General features: G+C 67.3%; 16 protein-coding genes. 9 read left to right on the top strand and 7 right to left on the bottom strand.

Features of this window, described 5'->3' with window-relative positions:
- The 3 genes from otsA (at window position 1) to G5S35_RS07225 (ending at window position 4,151) form a co-directional block, all read left to right on the top strand.
- Window positions 1–1,446: an alpha,alpha-trehalose-phosphate synthase (UDP-forming) gene (gene otsA, locus G5S35_RS07235; RefSeq protein ID WP_065065519.1), complete on the top strand. Its 1,446-nt coding sequence runs from the start codon at window positions 1–3 to the stop codon at window positions 1,444–1,446.
- A 98-nt stretch (window positions 1,447–1,544) separates the two neighbouring features.
- Window positions 1,545–2,729: an AAA family ATPase gene (locus G5S35_RS07230; RefSeq protein WP_183038777.1), complete on the top strand. Its 1,185-nt coding sequence runs from the start codon at window positions 1,545–1,547 to the stop codon at window positions 2,727–2,729.
- A gap of 354 nt (window positions 2,730–3,083) precedes the next feature.
- Entirely contained in the window at window positions 3,084–4,151 is a 1,068-nt protein-coding gene (locus tag G5S35_RS07225) for a glycosyltransferase family 4 protein (RefSeq protein ID WP_065065517.1), read from the top strand.
- A gap of 84 nt (window positions 4,152–4,235) precedes the next feature.
- Here G5S35_RS07225 and G5S35_RS07220 read toward each other — a convergent pair whose 3' ends face one another.
- From G5S35_RS07220 to G5S35_RS07210, 3 genes are all read right to left on the bottom strand, one after another.
- A complete protein-coding gene (locus tag G5S35_RS07220; RefSeq protein ID WP_065065516.1) occupies window positions 4,236–4,823 on the bottom strand; it encodes a BPSL1445 family SYLF domain-containing lipoprotein in 588 nt (195 codons plus the stop codon).
- A 151-nt stretch (window positions 4,824–4,974) separates the two neighbouring features.
- A complete protein-coding gene (locus G5S35_RS07215) occupies window positions 4,975–5,424 on the bottom strand; it encodes a hypothetical protein (protein ID WP_065065515.1) in 450 nt (149 codons plus the stop codon).
- 294 nt (window positions 5,425–5,718) lie between these two features.
- Window positions 5,719–6,030: a PsiF family protein gene (locus G5S35_RS07210; protein WP_065065514.1), complete on the bottom strand. Its 312-nt coding sequence runs from the start codon at window positions 6,028–6,030 to the stop codon at window positions 5,719–5,721.
- A 254-nt stretch (window positions 6,031–6,284) separates the two neighbouring features.
- Here G5S35_RS07210 and G5S35_RS07205 point away from each other — a divergent pair, with 254 nt between their 5' ends.
- Window positions 6,285–6,587 (top strand): YciI-like protein, encoded by a 303-nt coding sequence (locus G5S35_RS07205; protein ID WP_065065513.1) that lies wholly within the window; start codon window positions 6,285–6,287, stop codon window positions 6,585–6,587.
- A gap of 63 nt (window positions 6,588–6,650) precedes the next feature.
- Here G5S35_RS07205 and G5S35_RS07200 read toward each other — a convergent pair whose 3' ends face one another.
- Window positions 6,651–7,304 carry a phosphoribosyltransferase gene (locus tag G5S35_RS07200; RefSeq protein ID WP_074984145.1) on the bottom strand — a complete coding sequence of 218 codons (654 nt, stop codon included), beginning with the start codon at window positions 7,302–7,304 and terminating at the stop codon, window positions 6,651–6,653.
- A gap of 285 nt (window positions 7,305–7,589) precedes the next feature.
- On the opposite strand from G5S35_RS07200, the gene G5S35_RS07195 reads away from it, so the two are divergent.
- Complete coding sequence (locus G5S35_RS07195) at window positions 7,590–7,811, top strand: hypothetical protein (protein WP_065065512.1); 222 nt, start codon at window positions 7,590–7,592, stop codon at window positions 7,809–7,811.
- Window positions 7,812–7,850: 39 nt separating this feature from the next.
- Here the strand turns inward: G5S35_RS07195 and G5S35_RS07190 are convergent, their stop codons facing one another.
- A complete protein-coding gene (locus tag G5S35_RS07190; protein WP_065065511.1) occupies window positions 7,851–8,705 on the bottom strand; it encodes a LysR substrate-binding domain-containing protein in 855 nt (284 codons plus the stop codon).
- Between the two features lie 170 nt (window positions 8,706–8,875).
- Here G5S35_RS07190 and G5S35_RS07185 point away from each other — a divergent pair, with 170 nt between their 5' ends.
- Window positions 8,876–10,036: a 2-aminoethylphosphonate--pyruvate transaminase gene (locus G5S35_RS07185; protein WP_408583728.1), complete on the top strand. Its 1,161-nt coding sequence runs from the start codon at window positions 8,876–8,878 to the stop codon at window positions 10,034–10,036.
- Window positions 10,037–10,107: 71 nt separating this feature from the next.
- Window positions 10,108–10,911, top strand: a complete 804-nt coding sequence (gene phnX / locus G5S35_RS07180; RefSeq protein ID WP_110329001.1) for a phosphonoacetaldehyde hydrolase — start codon at window positions 10,108–10,110, stop codon at window positions 10,909–10,911.
- 22 nt (window positions 10,912–10,933) lie between these two features.
- Here phnX and G5S35_RS07175 read toward each other — a convergent pair whose 3' ends face one another.
- On the bottom strand, window positions 10,934–12,028 hold the full coding sequence (locus G5S35_RS07175; protein WP_124260994.1) for an asparaginase: 1,095 nt from the start codon (window positions 12,026–12,028) through the stop codon (window positions 10,934–10,936).
- 395 nt (window positions 12,029–12,423) lie between these two features.
- On the opposite strand from G5S35_RS07175, the gene G5S35_RS07170 reads away from it, so the two are divergent.
- Window positions 12,424–12,741: a YnfA family protein gene (locus G5S35_RS07170; RefSeq protein ID WP_183038819.1), complete on the top strand. Its 318-nt coding sequence runs from the start codon at window positions 12,424–12,426 to the stop codon at window positions 12,739–12,741.
- A gap of 22 nt (window positions 12,742–12,763) precedes the next feature.
- Here the strand turns inward: G5S35_RS07170 and G5S35_RS07165 are convergent, their stop codons facing one another.
- Window positions 12,764–13,207: a thioesterase family protein gene (locus tag G5S35_RS07165; RefSeq protein WP_065065507.1), complete on the bottom strand. Its 444-nt coding sequence runs from the start codon at window positions 13,205–13,207 to the stop codon at window positions 12,764–12,766.
- A 420-nt stretch (window positions 13,208–13,627) separates the two neighbouring features.
- On the opposite strand from G5S35_RS07165, the gene G5S35_RS07160 reads away from it, so the two are divergent.
- Window positions 13,628–18,076 carry an ATP-binding protein gene (locus G5S35_RS07160; RefSeq protein WP_183038776.1) on the top strand — a complete coding sequence of 1,483 codons (4,449 nt, stop codon included), beginning with the start codon at window positions 13,628–13,630 and terminating at the stop codon, window positions 18,074–18,076.
- The last annotated feature ends 4 nt before the right edge of the window (window positions 18,077–18,080 follow it).

Raw genomic sequence — 18,080 nt, 5'->3', positions numbered from 1 at the left:
ATGGCAAGACTGATAGTCGTCTCTAACCGCGTGGCGACGCCCACCGAAACCAAAGGCTCGGCGGGCGGCCTCGCCGTGGGCGTGTTCGGCGCGCTCAAGGACGCGGGCGGCGTGTGGTTCGGCTGGAGCGGCGACGTGGTGAGCGAGACGGTGGCGAACGCGGGCCCGACGCTCGATCAGGAAGGACCGGTGACGTTCGCGACCGTCGGTCTCACGAAGAAGGATTACGACCAGTACTACCGCGGTTTTTCGAACGCCACGCTCTGGCCGGTGTTCCACTACCGCAACGACCTCGCACGCTACGAGCGCGACGAATACGCGGGCTATCGCCGCGTGAACGCCTGGCTCGCGCACAAGCTCGTCAAGCTGATCGAGCCCGACGACATCATCTGGGTCCACGACTACCATCTGATTCCGTTCGCCGAGGCGCTGCGTTCGGAAGGCGTGCGCAACCGCATCGGCTTTTTCCTGCACATTCCGTTTCCCTCGCCGCAGGTGCTGCAGACGATTCCGCCGCACGAGGAACTCGTGAAATCGCTGTGCTGCTACGACCTGCTCGGCTTCCAGACGCGCAACGACCAGCAGGCGTTTCACGACTACATCGCGCGCGAGGCGCACGGCACGGTGCGCGAACTGGGCGAAGCCACGAAGCCGGGCAAGGGCGCCGAAACAGCCGGCGAGGTCGAGGAGGAGGGCGTGCTCGAAGCGTACGGACGCACGTTGCACACGGGCGTGTACCGCATCGGCGTGTTTCCCGACGAGATCGCCGAGCAGGCCGCGCGCTACGAAAGCCGCCAGCACGTGCTCGATCTCAAGCAGAGCCTCGAAGGACGCAAGCTCATCATGAGCGTGGACCGGCTCGACTATTCGAAGGGCCTCGTCGAGCGCTTTCAGGCCTTCGAGCAACTGCTCGAACATTCGCCCGAATGGCGCGGCAAAGTCACGCTCGTGCAGATCGCGCCGCCCACGCGTTCGGATGTGGCCAGCTACAAGGTGATTCGCGAGGAACTGGAGCGCGAGGCGGGGCGCATCAACGGCCGCTACTCGGGCCTCGATTACACGCCGATCCGCTACCTGAGCCAGCAGTACGACCGCTGGAAGCTGATGTCGCTGTTCCGCGAGTCGCAGGTGGGTTACGTCACGCCGTTGCACGACGGCATGAATCTCGTCGCCAAGGAATACGTGGCCGCGCAGAATCCCGAGGATCCGGGCGTGCTGGTGCTGTCGATTTTCGCGGGCGCGGCCGCCGAACTCGCGGGCGCGTTACTCGTCAATCCGCACGATGCAACGGGCATGTCGGAGGCGCTCGAGCACGCGCTCTCGATGCCGCTCGAAGAACGCAAGGAGCGCTATCACACCAATATGGAGGCGCTGCGCCGCAACGACCTCGGCGTGTGGCGCGACCGTTTCCTCAGCGATCTCGCGCGCGTGCCGCATCAGCGCTAAGGTTGGGCCCATCGTTGCATCGTTGCCTGCCGTCGCGCGTCGATTGCGTATGATCCTGCGTGGATCTTCACACCCGACGCGCCTCGGCTCATCGACACATGCTCACCACGCTCGCCATCGCCAACTACCGCTCGTTGCGCGAACTCATCGTGCCGCTCGGCTCGCTCAACGTCATCACGGGACCGAACGGCAGTGGCAAATCGAATCTGTATCGCGCCTTGCGGCTGCTCGCGCTGACCGCGCGCGGCGGTGTGATTCCGTCGCTGGCGCGCGAGGGCGGTCTGCAATCGACGCTCTGGGCCGGACCCGAGCGCTTCTCGCGCGCCGTGAGTGCGGGCGAGCACGCGGTGCAGGGCACGGTGCGCAAGGACGCGGTGAGCCTCAAGCTCGGTTTCGCGGGCGAGACCTTCGGCTATGCGATCGATCTGGGCTTGCCGCCGCCGGCGTCCACCTCGCAGTTCGCGCTCGATCCGGTGATCAAGCGCGAATGCATCTGGAGCGGGCCGATCCTGCGGCCGTCGGCGTTGCTGGTCGATCGTCAGGGGCCGATGATCCGCATCCGGGGCGAGGGCGGCGGACGCGGGGGAAGCGACGACTGGACCACGCTCGCCCAGCCGGTGGCGAGCTTCGACAGCATGATGACGGAGTTCGCCGACCCGCGTAGCGCGCCCGAGATGATCGCGGTGCGCGAGCAGATCCGCTCGTGGCGCTTCTACGATCATTTCCGCACCGACGTGCAGGCGGCCGCGCGTCAGGTGCAGATCGGCACGCATTCGCCGGTGCTTTCCGACGACGGCGCGAACCTCGCCGCCGCCTTGCAGACGATCCGCGAGATCGGCGACGGCGCGGCGCTCGATGCGGCGATCGGCGATGCGTTTCCGGGCGCGCGCGCGGAGATCGTGAACCACGAAGGGCGTTTCGAGGTGGCGCTGCGCCAGGACGGGCTCTTGCGGCCGTTGCGCGGCGCGGAGCTGTCCGACGGCACGCTGCGTTATCTGCTGCTCGCGGCGGCGCTGCTGAGCCCGCGTCCGCCCGCGCTGCTGGTGCTCGACGAGCCCGAAACGAGCCTGCATCCGGACTTGCTGCCCTCGCTTGCGCGGCTGATCGCGCGGGCGTCGACGCAGTCGCAGGTGCTGGTCGTCTCGCATGCGCCGCGGCTGGTCGCCGCGCTCGAACGCGAGGCGGGCAGCCAGTCGATTGTGCTGGAACGGCGCCTCGGCGCGACCGCGCTCGCCGACGAGGATGCGCTCGACGTGCCCGCCTGGAAGTGGCCGTTACGTTGATTGTGCTTGCCGCGCTCAGTCGCGTAATCGCGTAATCGCACTCTGGCGCGCGGACCATGCGAGAAAGCGAGGATGTATCCGCGTGTAAGTCTGTATAACAATTGAAAGTGTTGCGGCCCGACCAGGCCGCTTCCCGAATAATGAAGATGGCGCGCGCGCATCGGCTGCATCGGCTGCATCGGCTGATTAGGGACGGGCGGTTCTGTCCCGGCCTGGCTTGGCGTATGTGGTGCGCGCGCAACCGGGGCATTCGTGGGCCAGCCGTGCGGCCCCATAATCGGTCGATGCGCTGGAAGGTTGCATCGCCAACGCCCTCGCGACAGCCGTTGCCGGAGACACTCGCTGGAGAACCCGATGAGAATTGCGCAGATCGCCCCGCTGACCGAATCGGTCCCGCCCAAGCTCTATGGCGGCACGGAACGCGCCGTGTCGTACATCACCGAGGCGCTCGTCGAACTCGGCCACGACGTCACGCTGTTCGCCAGCGGCGATTCGGTCACGAGCGCGAAGCTCGAAGCCGTCTGGCCACGCGCGCTGCGGCTCGATCCGAGCATCCGCGACCGGGTCGCGCCGCATATGCTGCTGATGGAACTCGTGCGCCGCCAGGCCGACCAGTTCGACGTGCTGCACTTCCATATGGACTACTACTCGTTTTCGGTGTTCAAGCGCCAGGAAACGCCGTTCGTGACCACGCTGCACGGCCGTCTCGATCTGCCCGAGCATCAGCCGGTCTTCGACACGTTCAATACCGCGCCCGTGATTTCGATCTCGAACGCGCAACGCCAGCCCATTCCGCAGGCCAAATGGCTACGCACGGTCTATCACGGGCTGCCCGAGCACCTCTACACGCCGCAGCCGGTCGAGCAGCGTTATCTCGCGTTCCTCGGCCGTATTTCGCCGGAAAAACGCGTGGATACGGCGATTCGCATCGCCGAGCGCTGTGGCCTGCCGATCCGCATCGCCGCCAAGGTCGACGAAGCCGACCGCGAGTATTTCGAGCGCGAGATCAAGCCGCTGCTCGCGCTACCGTTCGTCGAGTTTATCGGCGAAATCAACGATAGCCAGAAGGCCGAATTCCTCTCAGGCGCGCATGCGCTGCTGTTTCCGATCGACTGGCCGGAGCCGTTCGGGCTCGTGATGATCGAGGCGATGGCCTGCGGCACGCCGGTGATCGCGTTCAATCGCGGCGCGGTGCCGGAAGTCGTGGACGAGGGCGTGTCGGGCTTCATCGTCGAGGACGAGATTGGCGCGGTGGCCGCCGTGAACCGCCTGGCACGCGTGCCGCGCGCGGGCGTGCGGCAACGTTTTGAAGAACGCTTCACGTCGCGCCGCATGGCGCAGGAATACGTGGAGGCGTATCAGGCGGTGATCCGCGCGAACAAGCGCTCGCGCTTCAAGGTGATCGACACGTCCGCGACCTGAGCATGGCGTGGTGAGCATGAAAAAACCGGCGGCATGGGCCGCCGGTTTTGCATTGCGCGCGTGCCGGGCGCGACTTGCCGCGCCTTAGAGTTTCAGGCGCGAGATCTTGGTGCCGCCGAGCGAGAGGTCGCCGAGCAGGCCCTTGTTGGTCAGCACGAAAACCTCGACCGGCTTGGTGGCCGTGGTGGTGTCGATCGAACCGTTCGCGCCGACCTTCACGAGCGCGACCGAGGCGTCGCCGCCCACCGACCAGCCGTCCGAATTGCGGAATTTGTCGAGCGCGTCCTGCGTCATGAAGAGATAGACGACCGCTTTCGACTGCACGCCCAGCGTGGCGCCCACCGACGCGCCCGTGGTGCTGTAGTAGCCCACCGTGCCGCCGCCTACGCGCAGCGCGCCATCGCCGTGCTCGCCGCCCACCACGATGCCAGCCTGAACCACCGAGGGAAACACCAGCACGCCGCGCGCCTTGCCGACGAGTTCGCGCGAGCCCGGCACGGTCTGATACAGACGCGACATGGTGCCGTCGACGCTGGCGTCGATCGACTGGCGGCGCGAGTCGTTGGATTGTTCGGTGGGCGGCTGGTTGCCGGTGGTGGTGCAGCCTGCGAGAGCCGAGGCCGCGAGTGCGACCGCGATGGAAGTCTTCAGGATGAAGCGACGTGCTTGCATATTCTTCTCCGTTCTGTTTTCCGGACGCCTTACCGCCATGGCCGTGCCGATGACGGAGTCAGCCTTACATTTATATCACAGGGTCCGAATCCGGCCGTTTGAGCCGGGACAGGCGTTCCGGGCAGGCGAGGGCCGCGCCGCAGGGGAGAAATCAGCGTTCCGGCAGGGGTTTGGCGGCGGCCGCCGGGCGGCGCAGTGCGCGCTTGACGCCGCCCAGCACGACGCCGATCGCGAGCAGGCCGGCCGCGGGCACGACCCAATAGCCGACGAAGGCATGCCAGAGGTAGGTCATGAGCGTGGCGCGCCGCACGGCGTATTCGCTGAGCGCGTCGGCGTGACGCGCGGCATTTTCGGCCAGCACGTCGGCCGGGCAGCCTTGTGCGCGCGCGGCCTGAGGCGTGCCGCGACAGTGCAGCGGCGCGCCGGCGCTGCGTTCGGCGTCGGTGAATGTCCAGCTGGTGAGTGCGCGCTGGAGATCGGCGCGGTTATAGGCCATCTCGTCCTGGATCTCGCGCACCGCGACGATCATCACCGGCACAAGCCAGAAGACGATCACCACCAGCCAGCGGCGGAACCACCGATTCTTGTATCTCCAGACCATCCGCGCCTCCATGCGATGCCGTGCGCATCATCCAGACTCTCGCGTCCAGGCGGCGGCCCGAGGGCGTGCGTTTTCGTGTAACGGAAGGGCGGCCGCTGGAGCCATCATAGGAGAAAAACGCGGCGTCGGCGCAGGGGCGAGGGCGTGCGCATCGCGCTGTGCATCGTACTGTGCGGCGCACCATGAAAAACGACGCGCCGCAGCATGAGCCACGGCGCGTCGCGGGAACGAAAAGTACGCGCAGCGCAGATGCAAAGCGAGTCGTTCAGGACCCCTGCGCGATCGGGCGTGCGATCAGCCCTTGTTCGAAAGACACTGCTTCATGAAGGCCTTGCGATCGTCGCCTTTCTTGTCGCCGGCCTGCTGGTTACACGCCTTCATGCGCTCTTGCTGCGTCATCTTCGCCGGCGCGCCGCCGCCCGCCGAGAGACAGTCCTTCATGAAGGCCTTGCGGTCGTCGCCTTTCTTGTCGCCGGCCTGCATGTTGCAGGTCTTCATTTTCGACTGCTGGCTGTTCGGCGCAGCGGGCGCGGCGGTCTGTGCGAACGCCGGCGCGGCGAACACGCCGCCCAGCACGATTGCAGCAATGACGGATTGCATCTTCATCGTTCACTCCCATGGGATTTGGACGTTGTGGTTCGTGGTGCGAGCAGGCCGGATCGTCATTGCCCATCGCCGCGACCATTATGGCAAAGCCAACCTGAAAACGAGCTGATGATGCCTTCGGTTGACGCGCGTGCGGCACAATCACCGGCAGACGGCGTCGAAACCGCCTTCGCCTGACCATTGTTGACGATTGATCCACCATCCCGCCGATTCGTCATTCCGCCTTTGACGACCGGCGCCAACGGAGAGCGACCATGCATTACCTGCTGAAATACGACCTCGTGGACGACTACCTCGAACGCCGCGGCGCCTACCGCGACGAGCATCTGCGTCTCGCATGGGACGCGGCGCAGCGCGGCGAACTGCTGCTCGCGGGCGCGCTCGCGGAGCCGACCGATACGGCGCTGCTGCTGTTCCAGGGCGACAGCCCGGCGGCCGCCGAAGCCTTCGCGCAAGCCGATCCCTACGTGCGCGCGGGGCTCGTGAAGTCGTGGGGCGTGCGGCCCTGGCAGACCGTGGTGGGCGAGCAGGCGTCCAGGCCGGTGCATCCGGCGTGATGCGTTCGGCGTGATCGGGATAGAAACGCTGCGCGGGCAACGTGTGCGCGTCAGGCTGCTGTGTCAGGCACCCGCGTTCGCCGCGCGGTCGAGCAACTCGCGCACGGTCTCGTCGTCGACCTGATCGAAATCGAAGTAGAACTGGCCGACGCTGATGAACGACGCCGGCGTCTGCACGCACACCAGATCGTCGACGGCGTCGCCGAGCCGGGCGCGCGCACCCGCGGGCGCCACCGGCAGCGCGGCGACGATGCGCGCCGGACCGAGCGTCGCCAGCGCGCGCGCCGCCGCCTTGAGCGACGCACCCGTGGCCATGCCGTCGTCGATCAGCAGCGCCACGCGTCCCGCGACCGGCAGCGCCGCGCGTTCGCCGCGATAACGCGCCTCGCGCCGACCGAGTTCGATACGCGCGAGCGCCAGCGCGCTCTGCAATTGCGCCTCGCTCACGCCGGCTTCCCGGATCAGCGCGTCGTTCACGTATTGCGCGCCGTTCGAGGACAGCGCGCCCATCGCGAGTTCGGGTTGCCACGGCGTGCCGAGCCGGCTCACGGGCAGCACGTCGAGCGGCACGCCCAGCGCCTGCGCGACCTCGAAAGCGACCGGCACGCCGCCGCGCGGCAACGCCAGCGCGACGACGTCGCGGCGCCCGGCATAAGGCGCGAGTTGCGCCGCGAGCAGGCGGCCTGCCTCGCGGCGATCGGTGAAAGGGCGTTCCATAAACTGTTCCTGTCGATCGGCGCACCGGCCGATCCCGTCCACACACTGGGCGGAACGGTCCGTGCAGTGTGCCACTTGTTTGTCATACGCGCCGGCGGCGGTGCCGACCACCTGCATCAGCCGGACAACGGTGTGATTTCATGCGCGCCGCGATCCACGGCGCAAAACGCGCGCGCAGCAAACGTCTCCCGCCGCGCGCTCATTTGCATACGCGGATTTCTCGTTTGGCGCGGCGCGAGCGCATGGTTACGATGAGCCGTGCCTTTCACCGACGAGGTCCGCGCCATGTCCGAATCCGCCTGTTTCTCGCCCCGCGTCGTCGAACCGGTCGAGGCCGATGCGCCCGACGGTCTCGGTCTCGCACTGGAGCTGCGGCTCGTGCGTCCGATCGACGGCATCGAGGGCCGCGCGCTGCGCATCCATCTACGGCACGGCGCGCGCATGGATCAGGCGGAAACCTTGCGCGACCTGCTGCACGAAGTCGGCGCCGATATCGTGGTGGCGTAGCGCCAACGCAGCACCGACACTGCACCCATCCCGCGCCGCTCAATCGAGCGGCGTGTCGAACAGCGCATCGAGCAGATTCGACGACGAATCCGCGAGCCGCGTCAGCGACTCGACCATCCGCACCTGGCAGTCGACCAAAGCGATTGCGCGGATGCGCCGCGACTCGCCGAACTCCGCGCCCGCGATGACGCCCGCGCCCAGTCCCTGCGCGATAGCGGTCTGCAGCGCCTCGCGGCCATCGACGTACAGCACGGGATGCACCTGCAACCCCTTGCGCACCAGTTCCGCTTCGAGCAGTTGCTGCGTGACCGAATGCGCTTCGCGAAAGATCATCGGCTCGCGCACCAGTTCCTCGTAGGTCATGCGGCGCTTCTTCGCCGCTGCACTGTCCGCGGGCACGACCGCCACCAGCGGCTCCTCGCGCAGCACGCGTGTCTCCAGCCGGCTATGCACCTGATGCGCCGCCGTGATCGCCGCGTCCACTTCGCTCGCCAGCACGCGGCGCATGCATTCCGTGGCGTTCGCGATGGCCAGCTTCACCACCACGCCCGGATAACGGCGCCGGAACGCACCGACGAGCTTGATCGCGAGATCGGGCGCGTCCGCGACCAGCGCGAGTTCGCCCGATTCGAGCGCGCCCGCCGATTCGAGCAGCCGCCGCGCGGCGCGCTCGCCGCCGACCATTTGCCGCGTGATGGCATAGAGCCGCCGCCCGAGATCGGTCAGCTCGACGCCGCGCGGCGCGCGCTCGAACAGCTTCACGCCGAAATCCTGCTCCAGCCGCTTCACGTGGTCGGACACCGCCGGCTGCGTGAGCGAAAGCGCCTGCGCGGCGCGCGAAAACCCGCCGTGCTCGGCGACCGCATGAAAAGCCCGCAACTGCGCGTACTGCATGGCAGATTCTCCTTCGCGCACATCATCGAAAATTCATCGAATCGCCTTAAAACGGTCATCGGCAGACCATAAGTTCGGCTGATACTCTCATCGATTATATCGATTTTACCGATGGGTTTCATTCGCGTACCGTAGCGGCATCCGAGCTGACGATTGACTGGAGCACCGCCTTGAACACCCACGCCGATCCGTACCTGCTGACGCCCGGCCCGCTGACCACGGCCGCCTCGACCAAAGCCGCGATGCAGCGCGACTGGGGCTCGTGGGACGCCGATTTCCGCGCGATGACGGCGCGTCTGCGCGCCGCACTGCTGGCCGTCGCCGGCGACACAAACGGCGACTACGACTGCGTGCCCCTGCAAGGCAGCGGCAGCTACTGCGTGGAAGCGATGCTGGGCAGCTTCGTGCCGCGCAACGGCCACGCGCTGGTGCTCGCCAACGGCGCGTACGGCAAGCGCATCGCGACCACGCTGCGCTATCTGGGCCGCAGCCACACGGTGCACGACACGGGCGACTACCTGCCGCCGCGCGCCGCCGACGTCGATCGCCTGCTCGCCGCGCACGAGGACATCACGCACGTCGTGGTCGTCCATTGCGAAACCAGCTCGGGCATCCTCAATCCGATCGAGGAAATCGCCGAAGTGACCGCGCGCCACGGCCGCCGTCTGCTGATCGACTCGATGAGCGCATTCGGCGCCGTGCCGCTCGACGTGCGCACGCTGCCGTGCGAAGCGTTCGTGTCCTCGGCGAACAAGTGCATCGAGGGCGTGCCGGGCTTCGGCTTCGTGATCGCGAAGCAAAGCGCGCTGCAAGCCGCGAAGGGCAACAGCCATTCGCTCGCGCTCGATCTGCACGATCAGTGGGACGTGATGAACCGGACGGGCCAGTGGCGCTTCACGCCGCCCACGCACGCGGTCGCCGCGTTTCTCGAAGCGCTGCGTCTGTTCGAGATCGAAGGCGGGCAGGCGGGGCGCCTCGCGCGCTACACGCGCAACCGCGATGTGATGGTCGACGGCCTGCGCGCGCTCGGTTTCGAGCCGCTGCTGACCGCAGCGTGGCGCTCGCCGATCATCGTCACGTTCTTTTCGCCCGCGCATGCGTCGTTCAGTTTCGAACGCTTCTACGAGCTGATGAAGGCGCAGGGTTTCATCATCTATCCGGGCAAGCTGACGAACGTGGAGAGTTTCCGCATCGGCTGTATCGGCGCGCTCGACGAGCACGTCATGCGTCGCGTGGTCGAGGCGTGCGGCGCTGCGCTGCGCACGCTCGGCGTGCCCGACGGCGCACCCGCGCACGCTTCGCTGGACGCCCGCGAGGCGCTTGCGGCCTGAGCGCCGAAGCCCTGGTTTCAAGCACGCTTTCTTGCCGCGCAGCGATCTGCGCAACTTCAGGATTCACGATCATGCAACACGTCAAGGCAGTGATTTTCGACTGGGCCGGCACGGTGGTCGACTACGGCTCGCGCGCGCCCATGGGCGCGTTCGTCGAAACCTTCGAGGAATTCGGCGTGCCGATTTCGATCGACGAAGCGCGCGGCCCAATGGGCATGGCCAAGCGTCCGCATATCGCGGCGCTGATGGCGCTGCCGCGCGTCGCGCAGGCGTGGAAGGAACGCTACGGCCACGTGCCCGGCGACGCCGATATCGATGCGGTCTACGATGTGTTCGTGCCGCGCAACGTGGCCGTCGCCGCGCAATACAGCGACGTGATTCCGGGCGTGGCCGCCGTGACGAAGCAGTTGCGCGCCGATGGCGTGCGCATCGGTTCCACCACGGGCTACACGCGCGAAATCATCGACCGGATCGTGCCGGGCGCGGCGAAGCAGGGCTTCGAAGCTGACAGCATCGTCTGCACCGGCGACACGCCAGAGGGCCGTCCGTCGCCATACATGATCTATCGCACGCTGCCGCAACTGGGCGTGTGGCGCGCGCGCGATGCGATCAAGGTCGACGACACCGAAGTCGGCATCGAGGAAGGTCTCAACGGCGGCACCTGGGCCGTGGGCGTGGCGGTGAGCGGCAACGCGTTCGGCCTGAGCGAAGATGAAGTGCACGCGCTCGCCCCCGACGAATTCGCGCTGCGCCGCGCGGCGGCGATCGAGCGTCTGCGCGCGGCGGGCGCGCATTACGTGATCGACAGCGTCGCGGATCTGCTGCCCGTGGTCACGGAGATCGAAACGCGCCTTGCGCGCGGCGAGCGCCCTTGATGCGTCGACTGGCTGAGCGCGCTCAGTAAGTCGCGGCAAACGCCTTCTGCACCTGCGCGGGCGCGGTGACGCCGTTCGCGATCAGCAGTTGTGTGAGTACGCGCGCTTTCTGCGGATTCAGATCGAGCGAGACGGCGAAGCCGCTGGTGTCGTCGTTGACCTCGACGTTGCGGTTCACGAAGCCCGATCCCACGCGCGTCGAGCGCACCACCACGATGCCCTGTTTCGCGGCGCGTTGCAGCGCTTCGAGCGCGCTCTGCGACGTGTTGCCGTCGCCGACGCCCGCGAGCACGATGCCCTTTGCGCCGCTCGCGATGGCGTGCTCGACCGGCACGCCGTCCATGTTCGCGTGCGAGTAGACGATCTCGACGCGCGGCAGTTGATCGCCGGAGGGCAGGGCGTATTTGTGCGCATCGGGCTGGAATGCGGGCGTGAGAAAGCGCACGCTCGCCGGATCGACGTAGCCGATCGGGCCGCTGTTCGGCGAGGCGAACGTCTGCACGCTCGTGGTGTTCGTCTTGGTCGTGCCGCGCGCCGACTGGATGGTGTCGTTGAGCACGACCATCACGCCGCGTCCGCGCGCGGACGGACTGGCCGCCACCTCCACGGCTTCGTAGAGATTGCTCGGGCCGTCGGCGCTCGTGGCCGTGGACGGCCGCATCGAGCCCACCAGCACGACCGGTTTGTCGGTATGCAGCACGTTGTCGAGGAAGAACGCGGTTTCCTCCAGCGTGTCGGTGCCGTGCGTGATGACCACGGCGTCGGCTTCGTTGCGGTCGAACAGCGCCTGGATGCGCCGCGCGAGCGCGAACCAGACCTTGTCGTTCATATCCTGCGAACCGATGGACGCGACCTGCTCGGTGCTCAGCCGCGCGAGCTTGTCGATGCCGGGCACGGCCTGCACGAGTTGCTGCGCGCCGACCGCGCCCGCGTTATAGGCGTTCGCGGCGCGCGTGTCGGCCTGTCCCGCGATGGTGCCGCCGGTGGCGAGCACGGCGACGCGCGGCAGGGCGGCCGTCTCCTGCGCCAGCGCCGCGCGAGCGGGCAGCAAGGCGGCTGCGGCCGCGAGCGCCGCGGCGAGGCAACGGGCGTAAATGGCATGTCGCATGATCAGCATGATGGTTTTCCTCGGCGATCGATAATCGATTATTAAAAACGACCACTGCGAAAATACATTATTCGTCATAGACCATTAAATTCAAATCTGGATTGCGAAATAATTGCTTTTTATTTGCGATTCAATGCGATCGGCATGGATGAAAATTCGCCCAAATGCAGTATGGGTATGAGTTTGTAGACTATTATTCGAATAATCGAAATCGATTAAATGATTGGTGATGCGAGGGTCGATTTAAATCCGCAACAACGGGAAAATCCGTTGATGGATATGCAATGCCGGAATGGAGTCTTGCGAATCGCACAATCGTCGCTTGATTCAATCGTCGCGGATCACGCCGCGCGTCTTGCGCCCGCTGCGCTACCATGAGCGCCTTTGCGCCCACCACGCCGCTCATGAAGACGTTTCTGCTGTTCGTCGTTACCGCCCTTGCCGAAATCGGCGGCTGCTATCTGCCGTATCGCTGGCTGCGCGAAGGCGCGAGCGCCTGGTGGCTCGTGCCGGCCGCCGCGTCGCTCGCGCTGTTCGCGTGGCTGCTCACGCTGCATCCGAGCGCGGCGGGGCGCACGTACGCGGCCTACGGCGGCGTCTACGTGTGCGTGGCGATTCTGTGGCTGTGGGGCGTGGAAGCGATCCGGCCGAGCCCGTGGGACTGGGCCGGCATCGCCTTCACGCTCGCGGGCATGGCGCTGATCGCGTTCCAGCCGCGTTGAGCGCGCGTGCTCAGACCGGCGCTCAGACCAGCGAATTGACGCCGGGAAATTTCGCGCGGAAGGCGGGCGGCATCGGCACGACCTTTTTGGCTTCGTAGTCGAAGAACACGAAGCCCGACTTCGCCATGGCGATCAGTGCGCCGTCCGTGGGTCGCGTGATGCGGAAGATGATGTCGCCGCCGTACTTGTTGAAGTCCATGATGCCCACTTCGAAGCAGAGCTGGTCGCGCGCGTAGGCTTCGGCGCGATAGGTCGTTGCGAGGTCGGTGACGATGATGCTGGTGTGCGCGTCTTTCATGTCCTCGATGCCGGCGTCGAACAGGAAGCGCGCCCGCGCTTCCGAAATCATCGAGATCATCGAGTCGTTGGCGAGGTGATTCGCCGAGTTGATGTCGGTGACGCGTACGGTGAGATGCGTCGAATAAAAGTATTGGTCTTCGGGGAAGTGGAGCTCGATGCGGGCCATGGCGCAATGCGGATAATCGAATAAGAAAGGCTTCGCGGCGGGTCGTCCATGCCGCGTGTCTCATCCACGGCGCCCGCGCGCAAGCCGGGATTGTAGCGGGTCGGCGTCCGCGAGCCTATGCGCAACCGCGCGCAAGCACGCTTCTGCGCGGTTCCGGATGCGTCGCGACGCGGTCGTCATTCGTCGGATGAATCGGGGCCGCCGTCGGCCCGGCCTTCGCGCACGCGCAACCGGTCGCGGACCGGGCGCGAAAATTGCTCTCATCCGCATTGCTCGCGAAGCGCCTCCCGCGCGATGCTGCCCGTTCGTCGCGCGCAACGCGACCGCCGCCCAGCGTCGCGCGCGCACGGAGCCAGCATGCCGCCCCGACGCGGCTATAACGCGTCCACATTGCGCCCCTACGCTTACGCGGGAATGTCCATGACGTCAGAACGGATCGACGATGCCCATGCCCCGAATCCGGCCGCCCGCACGGCCGTGAGAGAAGGCGTGCGCCCCGCGCTCCAGGCGAACGCGCAGCCCACCCAGAACGCGCAGTTCATACCGGCAAGCGCGGCAAATATTGCACAGCAGGCCGCCGGCACGCTGGCGACGATGGCCGAACTCGTGCGCGGCTACGATTGGTCCGCGACGCCGCTCGGCGCGAGCGCGGCGTGGCCGCACAGCCTGCAGAGCGTCGTGCGCCTGATGCTCGCGTCGCGCTACGCGATGTGGCTCGCCTGGGGCCCCGAACTCACGTTTCTCTGCAACGATGCCTATCGGCCGACGCTCGGCGCGAAGCAGCAGTTCATCGGTTTGCCCGCGCGCGAGGTCTGGGCCGAAGCCGGTTCACGCATCGAGCACGTGCTCGCCACCGGCGAGGCCACCTGGGACGAAAGCCTGCAACTCTTTCTCGAACGCAATGGTTTCAAGGAAGAGACTTATCACACGTTTTCATACGGTCCCGTGCACGATGACAGCGGCAGCGTTCAGGGCATGCTCTGCGTGGTCACGGAGGAAACGCGGCGCGTGCTGTCCGAGCGGCGGCTCGCCACCGTCGCGCAGTTGTCGGGGACGGCGCGCAACGCGCAGTCAGTGGCCGAAGCCTGCGCCGAGATGCTCGCCGCGCTCGACGGCAACCGTCACGATCTGCCTTTCGTCGCGCTCTATCTGCTCGACGCGGATGGCGGCAGCGCGCGCCTCGCGGCCACCAATCACGCCGGCGCGTCGCCCTTGCCCATCCGGCTGAATCTCGCCGACACCGCGCCCGGCAGCCTCGCGGCGGCGCTCGCCGAGGCGTCATGTGCGCCGCACGAAGACGTGCTGCTCGAAACCACCGTACTCGACGGCGTGCTGCCCGCCGAATCGGCATGGCCCGAACCCGTGAGCCGCGCGGCGATCGTGCCGCTTCGGCGTCGCGCGCCGGGCGGACAGAGCGGACAGAGCGGGCAGGGCGCGACGGCTGCACCGGGCGCCGCGACCGATCATGGCGCGCGCCACGCGACGCTCGGTTTTCTCGTCGCGGGCGTGAGTCCGCGTCTGCTTTTCGACGACGATTACCGCGCCTTCCTCGGCCTCGTCGGATCGCAGGCGGGCAGCATCGTCGAAGGCGCGCGCGCCGTGGAAACCGAGCGCGAGCGCGTCGAGCAACTGGCCGCGCTGGACCGCGCCAAGACCACCTTCTTTTCGAACGTCAGCCACGAACTGCGCACGCCGCTCATGCTGATGCTCGCGCCGATCGACGATCTCGTGGCCGCCGACCGCGATCCCGCGCGCCTCGCGCTGTTGCGTCTCGCGCGCCGCAGCGGCCACCGCTTGCTGCGGCTCGTGAATTCGCTGCTCGATTTCGCGCGCATCGAGGCAGGGCGCAGCGACGTCGGCTACGAAGCCACCGATCTCGCGCGCTATACGCAGCACGTCGCGAGCACGTTCCGCTCGGCGATCGAGCGCGGCGGACTCGCGTACCGCGTGCAATGCCAGCTCGACGAAGCGGTCTACGTCGACCGGCCGATGTGGGAAAAGATTGTCCTCAATCTGCTGTCGAATGCGTTCAAGTTCACGCTCGCGGGGCGTATCGGCGTGAATCTCGCGCGCGATGGCCAGTGTGCGGTGCTCACGGTGGAAGACAGCGGCTCGGGTATTCCGGCGCACGAAATGCCGCGTCTGTTCGAGCGTTTTCATCGCGTGGAGGGCACGCAGGGGCGCACGCAGGAGGGCTCCGGCATCGGCCTCGCGCTGGTCCAGGAACTGGTGAAACTGCACGGCGGCACCATCGAGGCGGCGAGCGAGCCAGGACGCGGTTCGCGCTTCACCGTGCGCGTGCCGCTGGGCCGCGCGCATCTGCCGGCCGAGCGCGTGCGTGAGCCGGGGCCGGACGCGCCGCGCGGCGTCGACGTCCTGCGCAACGGCGATGCGCAACTGGCCGCCGCGTTCGCCGCCGAAGCGGCGGGCTGGCTCGGTACCTTGCCGCCGGGCGCGGGCGAGACAAACGGCGAGGGCGCGCAGCACGGCGTCGATGCGGCCCGCGCTGGCAATGGCGTCGCCGCCGAGGCTGCCGCCGCACCGGCATGGTCGGCGGGGCTGCGCGACCGGCGTTTCGCGCTCACGTTCGGCTCGCGCATCCTGCTCGTCGACGACAACGCCGACATGCGCGCCTACGTCGGCAGCTTGCTCGCGAGCGCGTGGCAGGTCGAACTTGCCGCCGACGGCGCCGAAGCGCTCGAACGCGCCCGCCGCACGCGTCCCGACCTGATCCTCGCCGACGTGATGATGCCGCGCCTCGACGGCTTCGGCCTGCTGGCCGAAGTGCGGCGCGACCCGGCGCTGCGCGAAGTCCCCGTGATCCTGCTCTCGGCGCGCGCGGGCGAGGAGGCGCGCATCGAAGGCCTCGACGCGGGCGCCGACGACTATCTCGTCAAGCCGTTTTCGGCGCGCGAACTGGCCGCGCGCGTGGGCGCGCTGCTCGAACGCACGCAGATCCGCCACGCCAACGAGCAGTTGCTCGAACTCGCGCTCTCGAGCATTCAGGACCAGTTCTTCATGCTCGACGAAGACGCGCGCATCACGCTCGCCAATCCGCAATTCCTGGAGATGACCGGCGTGAGCGCGCCGCACGCGCTCGGCCGGCACATCGTCGATGTGTGTCCGGAGGCCAACAGCAACGGCTTCAACGAAGCGCTGCGGGCGGCGCTCGACGCCGGCGCGGTGCAGCAGTTCGAGACCTGGTGCGCGCGTCGCGGGCGCTGGTACGAAGTGCGCATCTATCCGGCCGCGCATGGCGCCGCCGTGCTGCTCTCCGACATCAGCGGACGCAAGGCCGATCAGGAAGCGATCCGCGTGCGCACCGCGCAATTCGAAACGCTGATGAACGAAGCGCCGCTCGGCGTCTATCTGATCGATCGCGAACTGCGCATCCGCGAAACCAATCCGGGCGCGCAGGCGTTTTTCGGCGACGCCGCGGACCTCACCGGCCAGGATGTGGGCGCGCTGATGCGGCGCGTCTGGCACCCGCCCTACGCGGACGAAATCGTCGCGATCTTTCGCGACACGCTGGCGACCGGCGCGCCGTATCACACGCCCGAACGCAGCGAGCCGCGCCGCGACCGCGAGCGCGTCGAGTGCTACGAATGGGAAGTGCATCGCACGCCGCTCGCGGACGGCGAATTCGGTCTCGTCTGCTATTTCCGCGATATCTCGGCGCAGGTGCGCGTGCGTCAGCAACTGGAGGAGGCCGATCAGCAGAAGGACGCGTTTCTCGCCACGCTCTCGCACGAACTGCGCAATCCGCTCGCGCCGATCCGGAGCGCCGCGGCGATTCTCGATTCGAAGTCGCTGACGCCGGAGCAACTGGCGTGGGCGACCGACGTGATTCGCCGTCAGGTTTCGCATATGTCCGGATTGCTCGATGATCTGCTCGACCTCGCGCGCGTGACGTGCGGCAAGCTCGATTTGCGCCGCGATGTCGTGAATCTCGGCGGCGTGATCAAGACCGCCGTCGAGGCGTCGCGGCCGCTGCTCGAACGCAAGCAGCACACGCTCACCGTGCATGCGCCGCTACCCGACGTGCTGATCGACGCCGACGCATTGCGGCTCGCACAGGTGATCTCGAACCTGCTGAACAACGCGGGTAAATACACCGATCCGGGCGGCCACGTCGAACTCGCGATCCAGGTGGAGGGCGCGACGATCGAACTCGTCGTGAAAGACGACGGCATCGGCCTGCCGCCCGACGCCGACGAACGTCTCTTCGCCATGTTCTCGCAGATCGACGCGCGTTCGCCGCGCGCCGAAGGCGGACTCGGCATTGGCCTTGCGCTCTCGAAAGGACTCGTGCGGCTGCACGGCGGCTCCATTCACGCGCGTTCCGACGGGCCGGGACGCGGCAGCGAATTCCGTGTCGTGCTGCCGATCGTCGTGCCCACGCTGCGTTCGCGCGCCATCGTCGACGACGCGCATCAGCCGGCGAGGGCGGCGCGGCGCGTACTCGTCGTCGACGACAACAAGGACGCGGCCGAAAGTCTCGCGCTGCTGCTCTCGCTCTCGGGCCACGAGGTGCGGGTGGCGCATGCGGGCGCGGCGGCGCTCGAACTCGCGCTCGTGTTTCATCCGGAGGCGGTGCTGCTCGATCTCGGCATGCCCGGCCTGAGCGGTTATGAAGTGGCGCGCGCGCTGCGCAGCTTGCCCGATACGCAGGAGACGGTGGTGGTGGCGCTCACCGGCTGGGGGCAGGACGAGGATCGCAAGCGCACGCTTGACGCGGGCTTCGACTGGCACATCACGAAGCCCGCCGATCCCGACGAAATCCTGCATCTGCTCACGCGCTCGCGCAGCGAACTCGTGAGCGTGCGCACCGCGGCGCAAGGCGCGCGCGCGCCGCAGCGGTCGTCGTAGCGTT

The sequence above is a fragment of the Paraburkholderia tropica genome (genome assembly GCF_014171495.1).
GTDB classification, from domain to species: Bacteria; Pseudomonadota; Gammaproteobacteria; order Burkholderiales; family Burkholderiaceae; genus Paraburkholderia; species Paraburkholderia tropica.
Note: the sequence above shows the minus strand (reverse complement) of the source record. Positions and strands in the feature narration are given on the sequence as shown.